Raw genomic sequence first — 17,298 nt, 5'->3', positions numbered from 1 at the left:
TCTACATTTGATTCATCCATTGGAATAGGGGCATCATAATAGAAGCATAAATAACCATAATTAACACACCTAAAAACAGAAATAATGATGGTTGAACCCAATTTAAAATCTTGTGAATAATGGATTGAATTTCTTCCATCATCCATTGAGCATAAATGTTTAAATCTAATTCAAGGTTACCGTCATACTGATTTCTCTGGATGATTGTTGATAAATTTTTTTCAAAGAGAACTTGGTTTGAAATTAAGGTATGGAATCTTTGACCTTCACTTAATCCTTTATATAATGATTGAGCATACCAACTGAGTATTGGGAAGTGATTCTGGGCTTTTATTATAAGTAAACATTTTTGGATGGGGAGCCCTATAGAAAGCAGAGAGCTCATATGAAAGGCAAATAAGAAGGTGGTTTGTTTTTGAAGAAAAGTTTTACATATGGGTATGTTTTGATAAATCTTGAGGCGGTTTTGGAGAGAAATATTTCGTGAAGTGATTTTCCAAATAACAATACATAGGATGAGAGTGATGATGAGAAATATGAAACCATAAAGAAATCGATCCATCCATCTTACAGTGTGTAACAAATCTGATTCATTAATATTCATTGAAGAAAAAAGATTGATAAAGGATGGAAGTAAATGGGTTTTTACAAATGTAAGCAAGGTAAGCATGATAAATAATAAAACGGCTGGGTATTGTAGCGCCTTTTTGCCTTTTATCATAAAATCCTGCTGCTTCTCTAATAAATCTGCACTTTGATCTAGTGCATGTTGCAAATTACCATACGCTTTTGAAAAATACAGATACGATATAACATACTTTGAAAAACCATGTTTGGATAAAACTTGGTCTAGGGATTCCCCTGATAACAATCCCTCCTTAATACTGATAACCAGAACTTCTTGTTGTGTATCATACTGTAACACTTCTAGTGCAGAAACAAGAGAGTATCCTCTTCCTATTAGAAGAGAAAGCCTTCTGAGAAAGCGTTGTTGTTTTTGTAAAGGAATCGAATGTGAAAACCATGATTTAAATAATTTGTTTGGAAACGAAGCCGAGAGCATAGGCTTTCCTCCTTAAGCGATGAAAAGAAGAGTAGGATTCGTCTTCGTAAGGAGAAAATCCCTTGAAAGCATTCTTTAAGTGTTCGTTATCTAATAGCTCTAAAACAGCTGCTCGAGAATGTGGAAGGGTCCCTAAATCATCGTGAAGTAGTGGTAGGAGTTGTTGAGAGGCAACAGCTACAAGGGTTTGTTGAAGGTCGGATTTTGTAACTCCCATCTCAAGCATTCGAGAAAGCGTCCCAAACGCGTCTTTTGCATGTAAACTCGATAATACCAAATGGCCTGTTTGAGCTGCCCTTATAGCGAATTGTGCAGTGCTAGCATCACGAATTTCACCTACCATGAGGATGTCGGGGTCATGGCGTAGTGCAGCCTTCAAGCCTGCGTTATAGTCAATTCCTGCTTTTTCATTTACTTGAACTTGGAGAATATCTTTTAGTTGATTTTCAATAGGATCCTCTAATGTAATTGTCTGAACGGATCGTTCTGCTAAAAGAGATTGTAGTAATGCATATAATGTAGTTGTTTTACCACTTCCGGTAGGACCTGTGAATAAAATTAGTCCGGATCTGTGATTCATCCAAGATTTAATGTGTTTTAGCTGGTTTGGATATAAAAATAGTTCATTGAGTTTCGGTACCTGTCTTTGAGGGAGAATTCGAATGGCAAGACTTTCAGTTGATTGGATGGGGAGGGTAGATAATCGTAAAGCGTAGGATGTTTCATTCTGCTTAAGAAATGACACTCCATTTTGAGGAACAAGGATTTCTCCAATATCCATGCCAGATGTGAATTTCAAATAAGAGAGTAATGGCTGATATTTGGATAGTGGGAGCGTTTGTTTCTGGATTCGTTGTCCATGGATTCGATAATAAACAATCACGTTGTCTCCAAACGGACAAAAATGGATATCTGAGGCTTGAGAGGAAATAGCATCTAAGATAAATTCATCGGTTTCTTGTGATACATTCATTTTTCATATAACACCTCCTGTTTTTTGCTACAGTAGCTATTTCGACAAAACTTCTTATATTCCTTTATTCTTTTTAAAAATTTTTTCTTGTAAGTAACCCCTATTTATTCGCTATAATAAATCATTAAGTTGTACATGTTACGAAGGGAGAGCTGGATGATGAATATTTACTTAATTGGATTTATGGGAAGCGGAAAATCAAGTGTAGGCAAAGAATTGGCTACATCTTTAGGTGTCTCGTTTATTGACACAGACTCATATATAGAAGAAGTCACACAAAAATCAATTCCCGCTATATTTGCTGAGCAAGGCGAGGACGGGTTTAGATCGCATGAATCCGATGCCTTAGAGCGGTTAAGTACTAAAGAGGCGGTCATTGCTACAGGTGGCGGAATTATTGAGATTCCTGAAAATAAAGATATTATGACTAAGAATGGTATTATTGTTTATTTACATACAAACTTTGAGACGATAAGTAAACGGCTTCAAGAGGATGAAAATCGCCCACTTTGGAATCAAGATTTGGATAAACGAAAAGCCTTATACGAGAGGCGTTTACCATTGTATAGACAATTTGCTCACTATGTTGTCGAAACAGATGATAAAGAAGTTGAAACGTTAATTCATGAGCTTAAAGAGGTTATAAAATCATCTTAAGAAGGAGATACTAGTAGTAAATGCACAATCAGAGGTGAGTGTTATGTCTGGTAATGACTATGTGAAATTCATGACTCAAGAATTAGTGAAATACATGGACATGCCACATGAAGAAAAGCAGAAGCGGAAAGAGGATAAAAAGCTTCACCGCAAACCTGCTTCAACTCAGATGTTTGGTGTATTACCGTTTGCTATTAAATTTTTGTTTAGACGAAATAAAGGGAAAAACAGAGGGTAGTATAACCCTCTGTTTTTTTATATAATTTTATTTTCGTTTATCTCTTTAATAAAGAATACGATGTTTGTTGAACGAAGTAAAACAATCCGGCGTTGATAATTTCTAAAGATACTTTAGGCTCAAAGCGTTCTGCAAGCTTTGCTACTTCCGATTGATACCGTTCTTTTGCTCCCTTAACATGCTCGATTTCCTCTTCAGACATTTCATCTGTTACTTCAATCTGTTTGCTATAAAAATAATCCAATAGCTCTTTTTCTTCATGAAGTTTCTTATGAGAATCTTCCACCCAAGTATCGTCATGTGAGCTTATTTGATTTTGTGTATATTTTTCAATTCTCTTTAAGGCACTGCTCACTCGTATGATAGGGGTAAGAGTGAAACAATAATCAGGAATAATTGGAGTTAGCTTAATCGTTTTCAATTTTTCCATAAAGTCAGGGACTATTGCACCAGTTATTAGGTGGAGTCCAACAGATACGATTTCATTCCTTTTTTGGGTACCTTGATAATGAATACTCAAATTTAATACTAACCAGGGTGTTAAGGAAGTTTGTGAGGCAAGATTCTCCACCTTCTCATATTGTTTCGTTATCATCCCTTTGTTTTTTAGTGTATTAAACATTTGATGTAACCTGGGTGAGCCGAAATGAATCCATTCTCCTTTTTCCTGTTTTTTCTCCGGGTTAGTAATAAAAGTAACCTTCATAGGAATGCCTTTCCCACCAACACGTTTTACATAGTTCCAGTAAAAAGGACGATTCATCAGTGTTTCGTCTAACTCATCCGTAAGTTGAACGGTCATGACACCTTGTTGATCCTCAACAATTTCACAATCATTTGCAGTGAAATAACGTATCAAGAAATTATGAAGCTCCGCTTGTTTCATCTTGTCCCTCCTGTTCTTGGGCATAGGAAATGACAGAAGAAAGGTTGTTTAGTTTCACTTTCATTTCCCCTACAGAGCCAGATTGAGTAAAGATATCCTGTATCTCTGTTTCTATATTATCAATATCTAATTTCTGTAATATTGCATCTAAATTCCCGACTACGCGTTGGAACAAGTGAATTTTTTCATATAATAGAGATAGAACATGTTCTTCAATGGTATCTTTAATAGCAAAATTATAAATATTCACATCTTCCTTCTGCCCAAATCGATGAATCCGTCCAATTCGTTGCTCTAACCGCATTGGGTTCCAGGGTAAATCATAATTTATCATGTTATTACAAAATTGAAGGTTAATGCCTTCTCCGCCTGCTTCTGTTGCAATAAGAACCTGGGCTTGATTTTGGAAAAGTTGCTTCATCCAATCCTTTTTACTTCGTTTAAAACCGCCTCTAAACGGAACCGAAGTAATCCCATGCTGTTGTAAAAACCATTGTAGATAAAACTGAGAAGCACGATATTCGGTGAAAATAATAAATTTTTGATCCGTCTTAGAAATAAGCTCAACAACTTTTTTTGCTTTAGCATGATGCGGCATTTGTTCAATATGAGATATCATTTCTTGCAACTGTTCGGCACGCGATGGATGAATCTCTTCATTTTTTAGCATGTTTTGAATGGATAGAAAACAAGCCTCTCTACTAGAACATAACTCTCTTAAAAGAGTAATGTTTGTAAACGCCATACCTCCACTAGAGATTTCAGATAAAAAGGAATATGCCTTTTGTTCTTCATTAGTAAATTCTATATTCACAGTCTCTACGTGCCTTTTTGTCCACTCAACACCTGTTTCATCTCGACGGTTACGTACCATAACTTTATTGACTAGAGTTTTTAAGTGATGATCATTTGAGAGTTGATTTCGGTTTTTACCGAACCGTTTTGTAAAGTCTTCATAGTTTCCTAAATGTCCGGGTTTCAATATTGAAACAAGGTTGAATATATCTATTAGATGGTTTTGAACAGGTGTTGCTGTAAGGAGTAAGCAATATTTTTTCTTAAGCTTTTGTACAAATTCATAGTTTTTGGTTTTATGATTTTTTAATTTATGAGCTTCGTCAATAATAACCATATCGTAATCCGTATCTAAAATGATGTCACGATGTGGGGCTCTTTTAGCTGTATCCATAGAGGAGACGACCACATCATACCCCCATATGTGGGATTTTCGTTGTGCTGCTGCAGGGATATAAAATTTCTGATTCATTTCTAATACCCATTGATTTACTAAGGAAGCTGGGGCTAAAATCAGCACCTTTTTTACAAGACCTCTAATCATATATTCTTTTAATATAAGACCAGCCTCAATTGTTTTTCCTAGACCAACCTCATCTGCTAGAATAGCTCGACCATTCATATGCTCAACAACCTGTTCAGCACATGCTAATTGGTGAGGTAGAAAGTCTACCTGAGGTAAATACTGAGGAGACGTAAGCCCCTTAAATTCAGGAGTAGATAATTTTTTTGATGTTTCATAGGCCATTTGAAATAAATCCCATGAACAAAATGGACCTTCTGACATTAGCTCATTTTCCAATGAAGCATCAATCGAAGTGTGGAGATCGATATTTTGATTCATTCTATTCTCACCTCAAATTATAGAATATCGTATCTTTAAAGGTGTTTTTTAGGTACACACCTATGAAACCCTATGGTATAATGACACTAATTTATAATCTATTGTTCACATAACTTATGGTTTTTATGATATAGCTACATATTTTTTCAAATTTCATAATAGCGAATGATTACAAGAGGAGAGACTACTTTTATGGTAGCGCCGAAGGAGCAAGCTATTTTGTAGCGAATCTCTCAGGCAAAAAGACTCTTGTAGGACGCACCTCTGGAGAGTGCCTGATTTATTTTGGGCCACCCAAGAAGCAAGCAGTTCTATTTGTGATGAATGCGATTACAATAGGAGCTGTGAAACTTTCTGGTGAATGGACAGGGAATATCACTAAGCATGTGAATTCTCTGTTTTTTTATGGTCTTTTTTCAGAAAATTATGATAAGAAATCATCGAGTAAAGCTGAATGGGGGAACTAGAATGTCGGATTTAAAACGAACGCCTCTCTATCCTGAATTTGAAAAGGCTGGTGCAAAAACTGTTGACTTTGGTGGATGGGAAATGCCTGTACAGTTTTCTTCTATTATAGAGGAACACAAAGCAACACGAGGTACTGCTGGTTTATTTGATGTCTCTCATATGGGGGAGATTTATGTAGAGGGTCCTGAAAGTGAAGCTTTTTTGCAAAAAATGTTAACAAACGATGTATCAAAATTAACACCAAATAGAGCACAATATACCATCATGTGTTATGAAAATGGTGGAACAGTAGATGATTTGTTGATATATAAGCTAGCAGAGCAAAAATATTTACTTGTGGTGAATGCTGCTAATACAGAGAAGGATTTTAAATGGTTAAAAGACAATCTTTCTGAAGAGGCAACTGTAGAAAACCACTCTCATCATTACGTGCAACTGGCCATACAGGGACCTAAAGCAGAAATGATTTTGCAAAGACTAACAGAAACGGATTTGTCTGAAATTAAATTTTTTCGCTTTAAACAGGATGTCTCGTTTGAAGGAGTAGAGCACAAAGCGCTGGTATCCAGAACGGGATACACAGGGGAGGATGGATTTGAAATCTATCTTGATCAAGAATCCGGACAAGCTTTATGGCAATCCATTGTTAAGACAGGAGAGAAAGATGGCTTACAACCCGTAGGGCTAGGAGCAAGGGATACGCTTCGTTTTGAAGCGAATCTAGCTTTATATGGACAAGAGCTAAGTTCCGAAATAACGCCAGTTGAAGCTGGACTTTCCTTTGCAGTTAAAACAAATAAAGAAGCAGACTTTATTGGTAAAGAAGTGTTGAAAAAGCAAAAGGAAGAAGGGCCAGCACGTAAGCTTGTTGGTATAGAAATGATTGATAAAGGGATACCTCGTCATGGATACCCTGTGTTTGTAGAGGATGAACAGGTAGGTTTTATCACATCAGGAACTCAATCTCCTACCTTAGATAAACGAATCGGTTTAGCGTTATTACCAGTTGCGTTTACATCGGAAGGACAAGAGGTTGTCGTTCAAGTACGTAAGCGGAAGCTTCGTGCCAAAGTGGTACCAACTCCGTTTTATAAAAGATCATAGAGCATGTAAAGGGGGAAAACATCCATGGCATTTCGATATTTACCAATGACAGCCGAAGATAAGGAATCCATGCTGGAGGCTATTGGGGTGAAGTCTACTGATGAATTGTTTCAAGACATTCCAGAGGCGATCCGTTATAAAGGCGATCTTCAAATAAAGCCAGCTTTAAGTGAACCTGTATTAGTGCGTGAAATGTCACGCTTAGCAAATAAAAATATAAACACTCAAGAACATACATCGTTCTTAGGGGCCGGAGTGTATGATCATTACATTCCTTCTATTGTAAACCACGTTATTTCACGTTCAGAATTCTATACGGCTTATACGCCATATCAGCCTGAAATCTCTCAAGGTGAGCTACAAGCAATATTTGAATTCCAAACAATGATTACTGAATTAACAGGGATGGAAGTATCTAATTCCTCCATGTATGACGGAGGTACAGCACTTGCAGAAGCGGTAACATTAAGTGCTGGCCAAACGAAGAAAAAGAAAGTCATTGTATCAAAAGCAATTCACCCACATTCAAGAGAAGTTATTCAAACATATGCCAAAGGTCCAAATTTGGAAGTTATCGAAATTGATACGAAGGATGGAATAACGGATATCGAGGCTCTTGAACAAGAACTCGACGAAAATACTGCGAGTGTTGTCCTATCTTATCCAAACTTTTATGGTCAAGTCGAACCATTAGCGAAGGTGCAAAAACTTCTTGAAAATTATAAAGCAATGTTTATTGTCTCAAGTAACCCACTTTCCTTAGGGTACCTAACTCCACCAGGAGAGTTTGGAGCAGATATTGTGGTAGGAGATACACAAGTATTTGGAATACCAGGACAATTTGGGGGACCGCATTGTGGTTATTTTGCTACTACAAGTAAATTGATGCGAAAGGTGCCTGGTCGGCTAGTTGGACAAACAAAAGATGAGGAAGGCCGAAGAGGCTTTGTTCTTACTCTGCAAGCTCGTGAGCAACATATCAGACGAGATAAAGCGACCTCTAATATTTGCTCTAATCAAGCATTAAATGCATTAGCAACATCTGTAGCTTTAAGTGCACTAGGAAAACAAGGTCTAAAAGATATGGCATACCAAAATATGCAAAAAGCTCGTTATGCATACACTCAATTTAAGGAAGCGGGTATTGAGGTAAAGTATGAGGGAGCATTTTTCAATGAGATTGTAGTTGTATTTCAAAAGTCAATTAAGACTATAAATCAAAAGCTTCAGGAAAAAGGGTATATTGGTGGTTTCGATCTGGAATCGATCGACCCAAGTCTAAGTGGTTGTATGTTAATTGCTATTACCGAAATGCGTACAAAAGAAGAAATTGATGGCTTTGTCAGAGAATTGAGGGATATACATGATGAATGAAAACTTTCCACTGATTTTTGAACGTAGTCAAGAAGGGCGTATGGGGTATAGTTTGCCGGAGTTAGATGTACCTGAAGTAGAGATTGAACTAGAAGAGCCTTATGTTCGAAAGAATGATGCGGATTTACCAGAGGTGAGTGAACTTCAAATAATGCGTCATTATACGGCATTATCGACAAGAAACCATGGTGTTGATTCAGGATTTTATCCATTGGGTTCCTGCACTATGAAGTATAATCCAAAAATTAATGAAGATGTAGCTCGCATGACAGGATTAAGTCATATTCACCCGTTACAAGATCCTGATAGCGTTCAAGGTGCTTTAGAGTTAATGTATGATCTCCAAACCTCTTTAGAAGCTATTACAGGTATGAACACGGTTACCCTTCAGCCTGCTGCTGGAGCTCATGGGGAATGGACTGGATTAATGATGATTCGGGCTTTTCATGAAACAAATGGAGATTATCATCGCACCAAAGTAATCGTTCCAGATTCAGCGCATGGTACGAATCCCGCTTCAGCTACCGTTGCAGGTTTTGAGGCGGTTACTGTAAAATCCAATGAGCAGGGATTAGTTGATTTAGATGATTTAAGAAGAGTTGTGGATGAGAACACCGCTGCACTGATGTTAACAAATCCGAACACGCTTGGGTTATTTGAAGAACATATTCTTGAAATGGCTGAGATTGTTCATGGAGCTGGCGGAAAATTATATTATGATGGAGCGAATTTGAATGCCATTCTAGGATACGCTCGTCCTGGAGATATGGGCTTTGATGTAGTTCACCTTAATTTGCATAAAACATTTACTGGTCCTCATGGTGGTGGTGGTCCTGGTTCTGGTCCTGTAGGGGTGACTTCAGAGTTGGCACCTTATTTACCAAAGCCGCTATTAAAGAAGCAACATGATCGATTTGTATTTGAACATGATCGCCCACAATCAATAGGTAGAGTGAAACCCTACTTTGGTAATTTTGGTATCAACGTTAGGGCATACACGTATATTCGCACAATGGGACCTGAGGGACTTCGTCAAGTAAGTGAGTATGCAGTCTTAAACGCGAATTATATGATGAGAGAGTTACAAAAGGATTTTGATTTACCATTTACACAGCATTGTAAACATGAATTCGTGCTTTCTGGTAAACGTCAAAAGAAACTAGGGGTGCGAACACTAGATATAGCTAAACGATTACTAGACTTTGGCTATCATCCACCTACCATTTACTTTCCTATTAATGTAGAGGAAGCGATGATGGTGGAACCAACAGAGACAGAAGCAAAAGAAACACTAGATGAGTTTATTGCTGTTATGAGGCAAATCTCTAAAGAGGTAAAAGAGAATCCTGAGGTTGTACAAGAAGCACCTCATACAACCATAGTAAGTCGACTAGACGAAACCACAGCAGCACGTAAACCAGTATTAACATATAAAAAAGAATAGACTAAAAAGATCCTCAACATGTAGTTGAGGATCTTTCCTATTAACTCTGTTTAATTTTACCGTCCCATTTCTTGAATCCACCTTGTAGGACATGAAGTTGCTCGTATCCATTTTTATGAAGGACGTTCGCTGCTCTTGATGAACGTGTTTGATTTTGGCAATACAAGTAAACGGGTTTATCTGGACGAACTTCCTGCAAACGTTGTTTTAATTGAGTTACTGGGATGTTTCGAGCTCCAAGTATATGACCTGCTTTAAATTCGTTAGGTTCCCGAACATCAATCAGTTGAGCTTTACGGTACCCTTCACGAAATTGTTCTGGTGTCAGTGTCGTTAAATAACGACGTTGATTTACATATCTAATAACGGCATAGCCAATTATGAGTGCTAGTCCAACAATAAAAATCCACATCGTAACTCCCCCTATCTCTCTTGTTTCCTAATCTATTATAGTTCTGTTTGAAATAAGTTTCAAAGTTTTTTTATCCAAAAATGAAACCTTTCTAGTTTGCTTCTTTTTCTAAGAGGAATTATAACTTAGTGTACTTACTGGTTCAAACACTCAATGTATAGATTGAGTATAGCGTCGATATATCCAATTTATTTGCAAGTAGTAAATTAGGGATTTGTAGAGGGAATTGTCGATTTATACGACAAATACCTTATATATTCTTTTATTTTCTTAGATTTTTCAGATTGACAAATGGATTGGGTTTTGTTCAAAACACAATATATAGTGTAAATTCTTTTCAAAGAACACTATATATTGAACTTTTATATTGAACCAAGGAGAGGACTATGGTAAGTTATATATAGCAAAAGTTGAGCGGCTACAAGCGCTGATATTCATCAATAGATGTCGAACTCAACGCATTCTACGCGATAGAGGAGAGATGGATCATGCAGGCGGTGAAAGATTCACTAAAACATATCAACATAGATCAACTGAATAAAGATATCGGGATGTTCCCTCAAGTTCATCCGGTTACAGCTGATATGCATATAACACACTCAGGGGTATCAAGACTTGTGATGTTAGATCGATATGCTTTTAAGGACACAGAGAAAATCACACTAGCATCAGGAGATTTTGTAGTTCTAACCATTAAGGAAGATCCTAAATTTCCTGCTAGAGGATTAGGCTACATACAATCTATAGATTGGGAAGTATCAAAAGCTCAAGTTAAAGTTGAGCCAGAATTCGTTCATGTATTGGATAACCAAGAAGAAGCTGAAACGGGCATTATTACTCGTTCACTAGATGTAATAGACAAACCGCTTGAGATTTTTTACGAACAAGTAGCCCTGCGTAATGCTACTGGCTTGGCGGAAGTAGAAGTGGATGAAACCAATAAACAGGAATGGTTTAAGCATTTCTATGAAGAACTATCAAATCTAAACTTTATTCCTGCTGGGCGTGTATTATATGGAGCTGGGGCTGATACAGATGTTACTTACTTCAACTGTTATGTAATGCCTTTCATTCAAGACTCTCGAGAGGGGATATCAGACCATCGGAAGCAAGTGATGGAAATCATGTCCCGCGGAGGAGGCGTTGGAACAAACGGTTCTACGCTTCGGCCAAGAAACGCTCTAGCAAGAGGAGTAAATGGTAAATCATCAGGTTCTGTTTCTTGGCTCGATGATATCGCCAAGTTAACACACCTCGTAGAACAAGGTGGTTCAAGACGGGGAGCGCAAATGATTATGCAAGCAGATTGGCATCCTGATATTATTGAATTTATTATTTCAAAAATGCAGAATCCCCGCATTCTACGGTTCCTAATTGAGACCACAGAAGACGAAGAAATTAAGCGCCAGGCCCAATCGAAATTAAAATTCACTCCTCTTACAGAAACGGAACGAGACATGTATCAGGGAATTGTTAATTATAAAGCGATTGAAGGCCAAGGAGGATTTACCAATAAAGTAATAGCTGAAGCGGAAGAAAAGCTACGCTTAGGCGGTAACTATGACGTTCACAATTCTGAGTTTTTAACTGGAGCGAACATCTCTGTATGCTTAACAAATGATTTTATGGAAGCTGTTGAACAGGATGGTTACTATGACCTACGCTTCCCAGACGTAGAAAATTACTCTCCTGAAGACATGAAAGCATATAATGAGAAATGGCAAGAAATTGGAGATGTCCGTGAGTGGGAAGCAATGGGGTATAAGGTGAAGACACACCGTCGCATGAAAGCGAATGAACTTTGGAATTTAATTAATATTTGTGCTACCTATTCAGCTGAACCAGGCATTTTCTTTATTGATAACGCCAATGAAAAGACCAATGCAACAAGTTATGGTCAAAAGGTAGTCGCAACAAATCCTTGTGGAGAACAACCACTAGCTCCATACTCGGTATGTAACTTAGCGGCTGTAAACCTTGCTTCTTTTGCAAATAAAGAAACAAAGGAAGTTGACTATGAAAAGTTGAAGCAAACGGTTCAAACAGGCGTGCGAATGCAAGATAACGTAATTGATGCTACACCATATTTTCTTGAAGAAAATAAAAAGCAGGCACTTGGAGAACGCCGTGTAGGCTTAGGTGTAATGGGTCTTCATGATTTATTAATTTACACAGAAACTGCCTATGGTTCAAAAGAAGGTAATGAAGTAGTTGATCAAATATTTGAAACAATTGCAACCACTGCATACAGAGCTTCTATAGAATTGGCTAAGGAAAAAGGCAGCTTCCCGTTCCTCATTGGTCAGACGGAAGATGAGACAAAGCAACTTCGTGAGCAATTTATTAATACAGGTTATATGAAAGGAATGCCGGAGGATATACGCCAGGGTATATTAGATCATGGTATTCGCAACTCTCACTTGTTAACTGTAGCTCCTACAGGTTCGACAGGTACAATGGTGGGAGTTTCAACAGGGCTTGAGCCATACTTCTCTTTCTCTTACTTCCGTAGTGGACGATTAGGTAAGTTTATTGAGGTAAAAGCAAGTATTGTTCAAGAATACTTGGATGAGCACCCTGAACAAGATCCAGACAACTTGCCTGAATGGTTCGTCACTGCCATGAGTCTTTCACCAGAAGCCCATGCAGATACACAATGTGTCATTCAGCGCTGGGTTGATAGTTCTATATCGAAGACAGTAAACGCTCCTAAAGGCTATAGCGTGGAACAAGTGGAGCAAGTATATCAACGCCTCTATCGAGGAGGAGCAAAAGGTGGAACTGTTTATGTGGATGGTAGCCGTGATGCTCAAGTACTCACACTTAAGGCAGAGGACAATAAAGTAGAAGAACAACAAGAATTGTTCGAAAACGAGCAACCTAAAGTAGTCCTAATGGATACGGTACACGAGTTAGACAAGACAGATGTCACGATTGGATCCGAAGTAGGAAATACATGTCCAGTATGTCGAGAAGGTAAAATTCAAGATGTTGGCGGTTGCAATACTTGTATGAATTGTGGAGCACAGCTGAAATGTGGATTATAGGATAGACGAAAAGCTTGAAGAATGAGTACATTCTTCAAGCTTTTTTATTTTTTTATAGGAAATTATAAAATTCAATGCTTGTGTATAACTAAAAAAGTGAAGTAGCCGCCTCGTGTGGGCCGCAGCATATACGTCGCTAGCAGAGCGCTGGCGCTTTTGTGCCATATAAAAAATCATGAACAGGTCGTTTATACTGTGGGATACATTCTTTACCAGCAGTGTTCATCAGTTGTTGGTTCATACTAAATCCTAAAAGGAGTGATTTAGTAATGAAGCCATTCACACCTAAGTTGGTGTACATTGAACCAAGAGCAATGGAATATCCTCTCGCTCAGGAGCTTTACCAAAAGTTTAAGGACCAGGGGATTGAAATTAGAGAAACAACTTCCCATAATCAAGTGCGCGGTATTCCAGGGGACAATGAACTTAAACAATACGCAAATGCGAAAAATACGTTTGTCATTGGTGTACGAAAAACATTAAAATTTGACACATCAAAGCCTTCAGCGGAATATGCAATACCACTAGCAACTGGTTGTATGGGGCACTGTCATTATTGTTACCTACAAACTACATTAGGAAAAAAACCATACATTCGAACATATGTGAATTTAGATGAAATTTTCAACCAGGCACTAGAGTACATTGAAGAACGAGAGGAACCTACTCGATTTGAGGCCGCATGTACTTCAGATATTGTAGGGATTGATCATCTTACTCATTCATTAAAAAAGACTATTGAGTTTATGGGGCAACAAGAGAAAGGAAGGTTACGGTTTGTAACAAAGTATCATCACGTTGACCATCTTTTAGACGCGAAACACAATGGACATACTCGCTTCCGTTTTAGTATTAATGCTGATTACGTAATCAAAAACTTTGAACCAGGTACTTCCTCTTTAGACAAACGGTTAGAAGCAGCTAGAAAGGTAGCTGATGCTGGATATCCGTTAGGGTTTATTGTTGCTCCTATTTATTTATATGGAGATGATTGGAAACAAGGATATCATCAGTTGTTTGAGAATCTTTACAATCAGTTAAAAGGAAGTTCAGTAAATCAAGAGGACCTAACGTTTGAATTGATCCAGCACAGGTTTACGAAACCAGCAAAACGAGTCATTCAACAACGCTATCCTAAATCTAAATTAGAGATGGATGAGGACGAGCGTAAATACAAATGGGGAAAATACGGTATAGGTAAATACGTGTACCCTAACGAGCAACAAGAGGATATTCAAAATACGATGAAAGCCTTCATGAACGAATTTTTCCCTAAAAGTAAGCTTTCGTACTTTACGTAAGAAATCTTGTCAGCATCCCGAATCTAGTGTATCATTTTAACAAGTTAGATTTTAATGGACGGCAGAATTGGAGGATTATCATGCCAACACCAAGTATGGAAGATTATATCGAACAAATATACATGCTAATTGAAGATAAAGGATATGCCCGCGTTTCCGACATCGCTGAAAACCTTCAAGTACATCCTTCATCTGTTACGAAAATGGTACAAAAACTAGATCGAGATCAATATTTAAATTATGAAAAATATAGAGGGCTAATCCTAACAGCTAAAGGTAAAAAAATCGGTAAGCGACTAGTTTATCGTCATGAGCTGTTAGAACAATTCCTCCAAATTATAGGTGTTAATAGTGAAAATATCTACGAAGATGTTGAAGGAATTGAACATCATCTAAGCTGGAACTCCATCGATCGAATTGGCGATTTGGTCCAATTCTTTGAAGGGAATCCAGAGTGTATAGAACTGTTACGCAAAGTACAACAACAAAACGAAGAACAAACCGAAGATGAATAAAGCAGCTGGCCTTCCAGCTGCTTTTTTTATTTTGATTATTCAAGATAAGAGGAAAAATCTTGAAGACTTGGATTCGAGATAGTCTGAGGGGAGAGATGTTTTCGTTACGTATATTAGAGAAAAGATGGGCCGGGAAATAGCTCGCTTTCCTGCGGCCTCACGCGACGTGAGGTCGGTCGAGTTTGCTTCAGGATGTAGCGAACTTACTCGACCTTCCTTGATTACTAACAGAGTCTCCTCGGGCCAAAAAGCGGCCCTGTGGGGTCTCGACACATCCGTTTTTCCGCGGGAGTCTCACTATTTCCCGGCCCATCTTTGCGTTATTATGGTTTAATGGAAACATCTCCATTTGTCGAGGATAGCTATACGTTCGTTCTTACATAATGAATCTGCCAACGATGTTTTGATGACATGAAATGAATGTCTAAATCCCACTTTTAAAGGTAGTGAGCTTTGTATAAGTGTTATAAACAGCATATAAAACGGTAAAAAAGAGTAATCCTCTGATGATATTAAGAACGACCCATCTTAGCCGCGGGTCCGATCGCCAAACTTCAGCAGGGGGTGAAGGGGGAACTGCGAGACTCCCGCGGGAGAAAGAGGTTGGTGAGACCCCGGAGGGAGCGAAGCGAGTGAGAAGGCTCACCAGCTCGCCCGCAGGAAAGCGAGTTGTTCCACCGTAACCCCCCTCCACTATTTAAGTATCGGACCCAATACTTTCCATAATAACTCGAACCCAAGTCTTCAAGATAATGGGGCTATAACGATATATCAAATGTAATAACAAAGTTCTAATTACCCTTACAAACGACTATAGATAGTGGTAAACATGTAATAGTTTCGGGGAGAGTGGCGTGTAGTGAGAATTGATGGCGTATTCTCTGGTGGTGGTGTAAAGGCTATTGCATTTATTGGTGCTATAAAAGAAGTGGAAGAGAAGGGATATACATTTGAGCGAGTCGCTGGAACATCTGCAGGTGCTATTATTGCAGCATTTATCGCTGCTGGTTATTCTAGTGAAGAAATAGGAACGTTATTTGACGAGTTACAACTTGAGAGTTTTTTGGACCCTCCAATGATGGGGGATTGGTTTCCATTTTCAAAATGGCTGTCTCTTTATTTTCGACTTGGCATTTACAAAGGAAAGAAGTTAGAAGAATGGATCTATGATCAGCTAGCAAAAAAAGGAGTTTATACATTTGGCGACTTAGAAGATGGGGGTTTAAAGGTAATTGCCTCAGATTTAAGTTTAGGAAGAATGGTGGTCATCCCTGATGATTTAGAGAGATTATATGGCATTTCTCCTGAGCATTTTTCCGTTGCGAAAGCAGTAAGAATGAGTGCAGGACTACCATACTTTTTTATCCCAGATCGTATTCAAGGAAAAAGTCCAATAAAAAGTGTCATAGTAGATGGTGGCTTGTTAAGCAATTTTCCTATTTGGGTTTTGGCATTACCTGATGAGAGAAGGATCCGTCCTATTTTAGGAATGAAATTGAGTACATCAGTAGAGCATGTCCCTCCAAAGAAATTAAACAATGCTATTGAAATGTTTCAAGCATTGTTCAGCACAATGAAGAAAGCGCATGATGCACGACATATATCAAAAGCAGAAGCTGTTGATATTATATTTATACCGGTTGAGGATGTAGATACTACAGACTTTAATTTATCGGAAGAGCAAAAAAGAAACCTCATCTCATTAGGAAAAAAACAAGCGCAACTATTCCTGAAAACATGGACTAAATAAAAAAGATCGAGCACTCATTACAGAGATGCTCGATCTTTCTTTTTATTCTTACTACCTTCAATAACACGAAGCTGTGGTCCATCTTTTCTTGATTTAGAGGTTTTTGTTTTTGGTGTTACCTTATTTTTTATGGTAGAGGGTTTCATTTTGCTGGCAATGCTAGAGCTAGAAGAGTTCGTATTACCATATTTTTGTTTAGACTGACGAACAGCTTTTCGGTATCGTTTCATCTCATCCGATTGACCACCATTACGTCTGGAAAAGATGAAATAAACGACACCTATTACTAGCGCTGCAACACCTGCGGTCATAATTATTTGAGTAAGAAAGCTTTGGGTATCTGTAATCAACTTAAAGCCCATACCGATTATGGCCAGAGTAATAATGGCATAAGTAAGAGGTTTCGCAATATTTCGAAACAATAGGT

At 38.0% G+C, this 17,298-nt stretch carries 15 protein-coding genes and 2 riboswitches; of the genes, 9 read left to right on the top strand and 6 right to left on the bottom strand.

The features are described from left to right. Window position 1 precedes the first annotated feature (1 nt). Together comGB and comGA are read right to left on the bottom strand one after the other, a co-directional pair. Window positions 2–1,063 carry a competence type IV pilus assembly protein ComGB gene (gene comGB / locus N782_RS09020; protein ID WP_036818716.1) on the bottom strand — a complete coding sequence of 354 codons (1,062 nt, stop codon included), beginning with the start codon at window positions 1,061–1,063 and terminating at the stop codon, window positions 2–4. Continuing rightward, a complete protein-coding gene (gene comGA, locus N782_RS09015) occupies window positions 1,029–2,036 on the bottom strand; it encodes a competence type IV pilus ATPase ComGA (protein WP_036818715.1) in 1,008 nt (335 codons plus the stop codon). Before comGA ends, comGB begins: the two co-directional genes overlap by 35 nt. Window positions 2,037–2,195: 159 nt before the next feature. Here comGA and N782_RS09010 point away from each other — a divergent pair, with 159 nt between their 5' ends. Together N782_RS09010 and N782_RS09005 are read left to right on the top strand one after the other, a co-directional pair. Next, the gene (locus N782_RS09010; RefSeq protein WP_052111263.1) at window positions 2,196–2,693 is read left to right on the top strand and encodes a shikimate kinase; all 498 of its coding nucleotides are present in this window, start codon (window positions 2,196–2,198) and stop codon (window positions 2,691–2,693) included. 43 nt (window positions 2,694–2,736) lie between these two features. After that, entirely contained in the window at window positions 2,737–2,931 is a 195-nt protein-coding gene (locus tag N782_RS09005) for a YqzE family protein (protein ID WP_036818711.1), read from the top strand. Between the two features lie 37 nt (window positions 2,932–2,968). On the opposite strand, the gene N782_RS09000 is transcribed toward N782_RS09005, so the two are convergent. Together N782_RS09000 and N782_RS08995 are read right to left on the bottom strand one after the other, a co-directional pair. Continuing rightward, window positions 2,969–3,817, bottom strand: a complete 849-nt coding sequence (locus N782_RS09000) for a YqhG family protein (RefSeq protein ID WP_036818709.1) — start codon at window positions 3,815–3,817, stop codon at window positions 2,969–2,971. Continuing rightward, entirely contained in the window at window positions 3,795–5,456 is a 1,662-nt protein-coding gene (locus tag N782_RS08995) for a DEAD/DEAH box helicase (protein WP_036818707.1), read from the bottom strand. Before N782_RS08995 ends, N782_RS09000 begins: the two co-directional genes overlap by 23 nt. A gap of 165 nt (window positions 5,457–5,621) precedes the next feature. Continuing rightward, window positions 5,622–5,715: riboswitch (glycine riboswitch) on the top strand. A gap of 3 nt (window positions 5,716–5,718) precedes the next feature. Then, a riboswitch (glycine riboswitch) is annotated at window positions 5,719–5,827 on the top strand. A gap of 97 nt (window positions 5,828–5,924) precedes the next feature. Between N782_RS08995 and gcvT the strand changes: the two genes are divergently transcribed. From gcvT to gcvPB, 3 genes are read left to right on the top strand one after another with little or no spacing between them, the layout of a single operon-like run. Next, window positions 5,925–7,028, top strand: coding sequence for a glycine cleavage system aminomethyltransferase GcvT (gcvT, locus tag N782_RS08990; protein ID WP_036818705.1), 1,104 nt, complete (start codon window positions 5,925–5,927; stop codon window positions 7,026–7,028). Between the two features lie 24 nt (window positions 7,029–7,052). Further along, window positions 7,053–8,402 carry an aminomethyl-transferring glycine dehydrogenase subunit GcvPA gene (gene gcvPA / locus N782_RS08985; protein ID WP_036818702.1) on the top strand — a complete coding sequence of 450 codons (1,350 nt, stop codon included), beginning with the start codon at window positions 7,053–7,055 and terminating at the stop codon, window positions 8,400–8,402. Then, entirely contained in the window at window positions 8,392–9,846 is a 1,455-nt protein-coding gene (gene gcvPB / locus N782_RS08980; protein WP_036818700.1) for an aminomethyl-transferring glycine dehydrogenase subunit GcvPB, read from the top strand. Before gcvPA ends, gcvPB begins: the two co-directional genes overlap by 11 nt. A 40-nt stretch (window positions 9,847–9,886) precedes the next feature. Here the strand turns inward: gcvPB and N782_RS08975 are convergent, their stop codons facing one another. Beyond that, the gene (locus tag N782_RS08975; protein WP_036818697.1) at window positions 9,887–10,258 is read right to left on the bottom strand and encodes a rhodanese-like domain-containing protein; all 372 of its coding nucleotides are present in this window, start codon (window positions 10,256–10,258) and stop codon (window positions 9,887–9,889) included. Between the two features lie 488 nt (window positions 10,259–10,746). Between N782_RS08975 and N782_RS08970 the strand changes: the two genes are divergently transcribed. The 4 genes from N782_RS08970 (at window position 10,747) to N782_RS08955 (ending at window position 16,871) form a co-directional block, all read left to right on the top strand. Then, window positions 10,747–13,305 carry a vitamin B12-dependent ribonucleotide reductase gene (locus tag N782_RS08970; protein ID WP_036818694.1) on the top strand — a complete coding sequence of 853 codons (2,559 nt, stop codon included), beginning with the start codon at window positions 10,747–10,749 and terminating at the stop codon, window positions 13,303–13,305. A gap of 269 nt (window positions 13,306–13,574) precedes the next feature. After that, entirely contained in the window at window positions 13,575–14,606 is a 1,032-nt protein-coding gene (gene splB / locus N782_RS08965) for a spore photoproduct lyase (RefSeq protein ID WP_036818691.1), read from the top strand. A gap of 80 nt (window positions 14,607–14,686) precedes the next feature. Next, entirely contained in the window at window positions 14,687–15,121 is a 435-nt protein-coding gene (gene mntR / locus N782_RS08960; protein WP_036818689.1) for a transcriptional regulator MntR, read from the top strand. 859 nt (window positions 15,122–15,980) lie between these two features. Beyond that, window positions 15,981–16,871: a patatin-like phospholipase family protein gene (locus N782_RS08955; RefSeq protein ID WP_036818685.1), complete on the top strand. Its 891-nt coding sequence runs from the start codon at window positions 15,981–15,983 to the stop codon at window positions 16,869–16,871. A 17-nt stretch (window positions 16,872–16,888) separates the two neighbouring features. Here N782_RS08955 and N782_RS08950 read toward each other — a convergent pair whose 3' ends face one another. Continuing rightward, complete coding sequence (locus N782_RS08950; RefSeq protein WP_036818681.1) at window positions 16,889–17,293, bottom strand: SA1362 family protein; 405 nt, start codon at window positions 17,291–17,293, stop codon at window positions 16,889–16,891. Between the last annotated feature and the right edge of the window lie 5 nt (window positions 17,294–17,298).

It is taken from the genome of Pontibacillus yanchengensis Y32 (assembly GCF_000770635.1).
Taxonomy (GTDB): domain Bacteria; phylum Bacillota; class Bacilli; order Bacillales; family BH030062; genus Pontibacillus; species Pontibacillus yanchengensis.
The sequence above is the reverse complement of the archived record's forward strand: the minus strand, read 5'-3'. Positions and strand labels throughout refer to the sequence as shown.

Bases quoted from the DNA above. Each gene is read 5' to 3' on its own strand.
- N782_RS09010 (WP_052111263.1), top strand. From the start codon at position 2,196: ATGAATATTTACTTAATTGGATTTATGGGAAGCGGAAAATCAAGTGTA.
- gcvPA (WP_036818702.1), top strand. From the start codon at position 7,053: ATGGCATTTCGATATTTACCAATGACAGCCGAAGATAAGGAATCCATG.
- N782_RS09005 (WP_036818711.1), top strand. From the start codon at position 2,737: ATGTCTGGTAATGACTATGTGAAATTCATGACTCAAGAATTAGTGAAA.
- N782_RS08975 (WP_036818697.1), bottom strand. From the start codon at position 10,258: ATGTGGATTTTTATTGTTGGACTAGCACTCATAATTGGCTATGCCGTT.
- mntR (WP_036818689.1), top strand. From the start codon at position 14,687: ATGCCAACACCAAGTATGGAAGATTATATCGAACAAATATACATGCTA.
- N782_RS08995 (WP_036818707.1), bottom strand. From the start codon at position 5,456: ATGAATCAAAATATCGATCTCCACACTTCGATTGATGCTTCATTGGAA.
- comGB (WP_036818716.1), bottom strand. From the start codon at position 1,063: ATGCTCTCGGCTTCGTTTCCAAACAAATTATTTAAATCATGGTTTTCA.
- splB (WP_036818691.1), top strand. From the start codon at position 13,575: ATGAAGCCATTCACACCTAAGTTGGTGTACATTGAACCAAGAGCAATG.
- N782_RS09000 (WP_036818709.1), bottom strand. From the start codon at position 3,817: ATGAAACAAGCGGAGCTTCATAATTTCTTGATACGTTATTTCACTGCA.
- N782_RS08970 (WP_036818694.1), top strand. From the start codon at position 10,747: ATGCAGGCGGTGAAAGATTCACTAAAACATATCAACATAGATCAACTG.
- gcvPB (WP_036818700.1), top strand. From the start codon at position 8,392: ATGATGAATGAAAACTTTCCACTGATTTTTGAACGTAGTCAAGAAGGG.
- comGA (WP_036818715.1), bottom strand. From the start codon at position 2,036: ATGAATGTATCACAAGAAACCGATGAATTTATCTTAGATGCTATTTCC.
- gcvT (WP_036818705.1), top strand. From the start codon at position 5,925: ATGTCGGATTTAAAACGAACGCCTCTCTATCCTGAATTTGAAAAGGCT.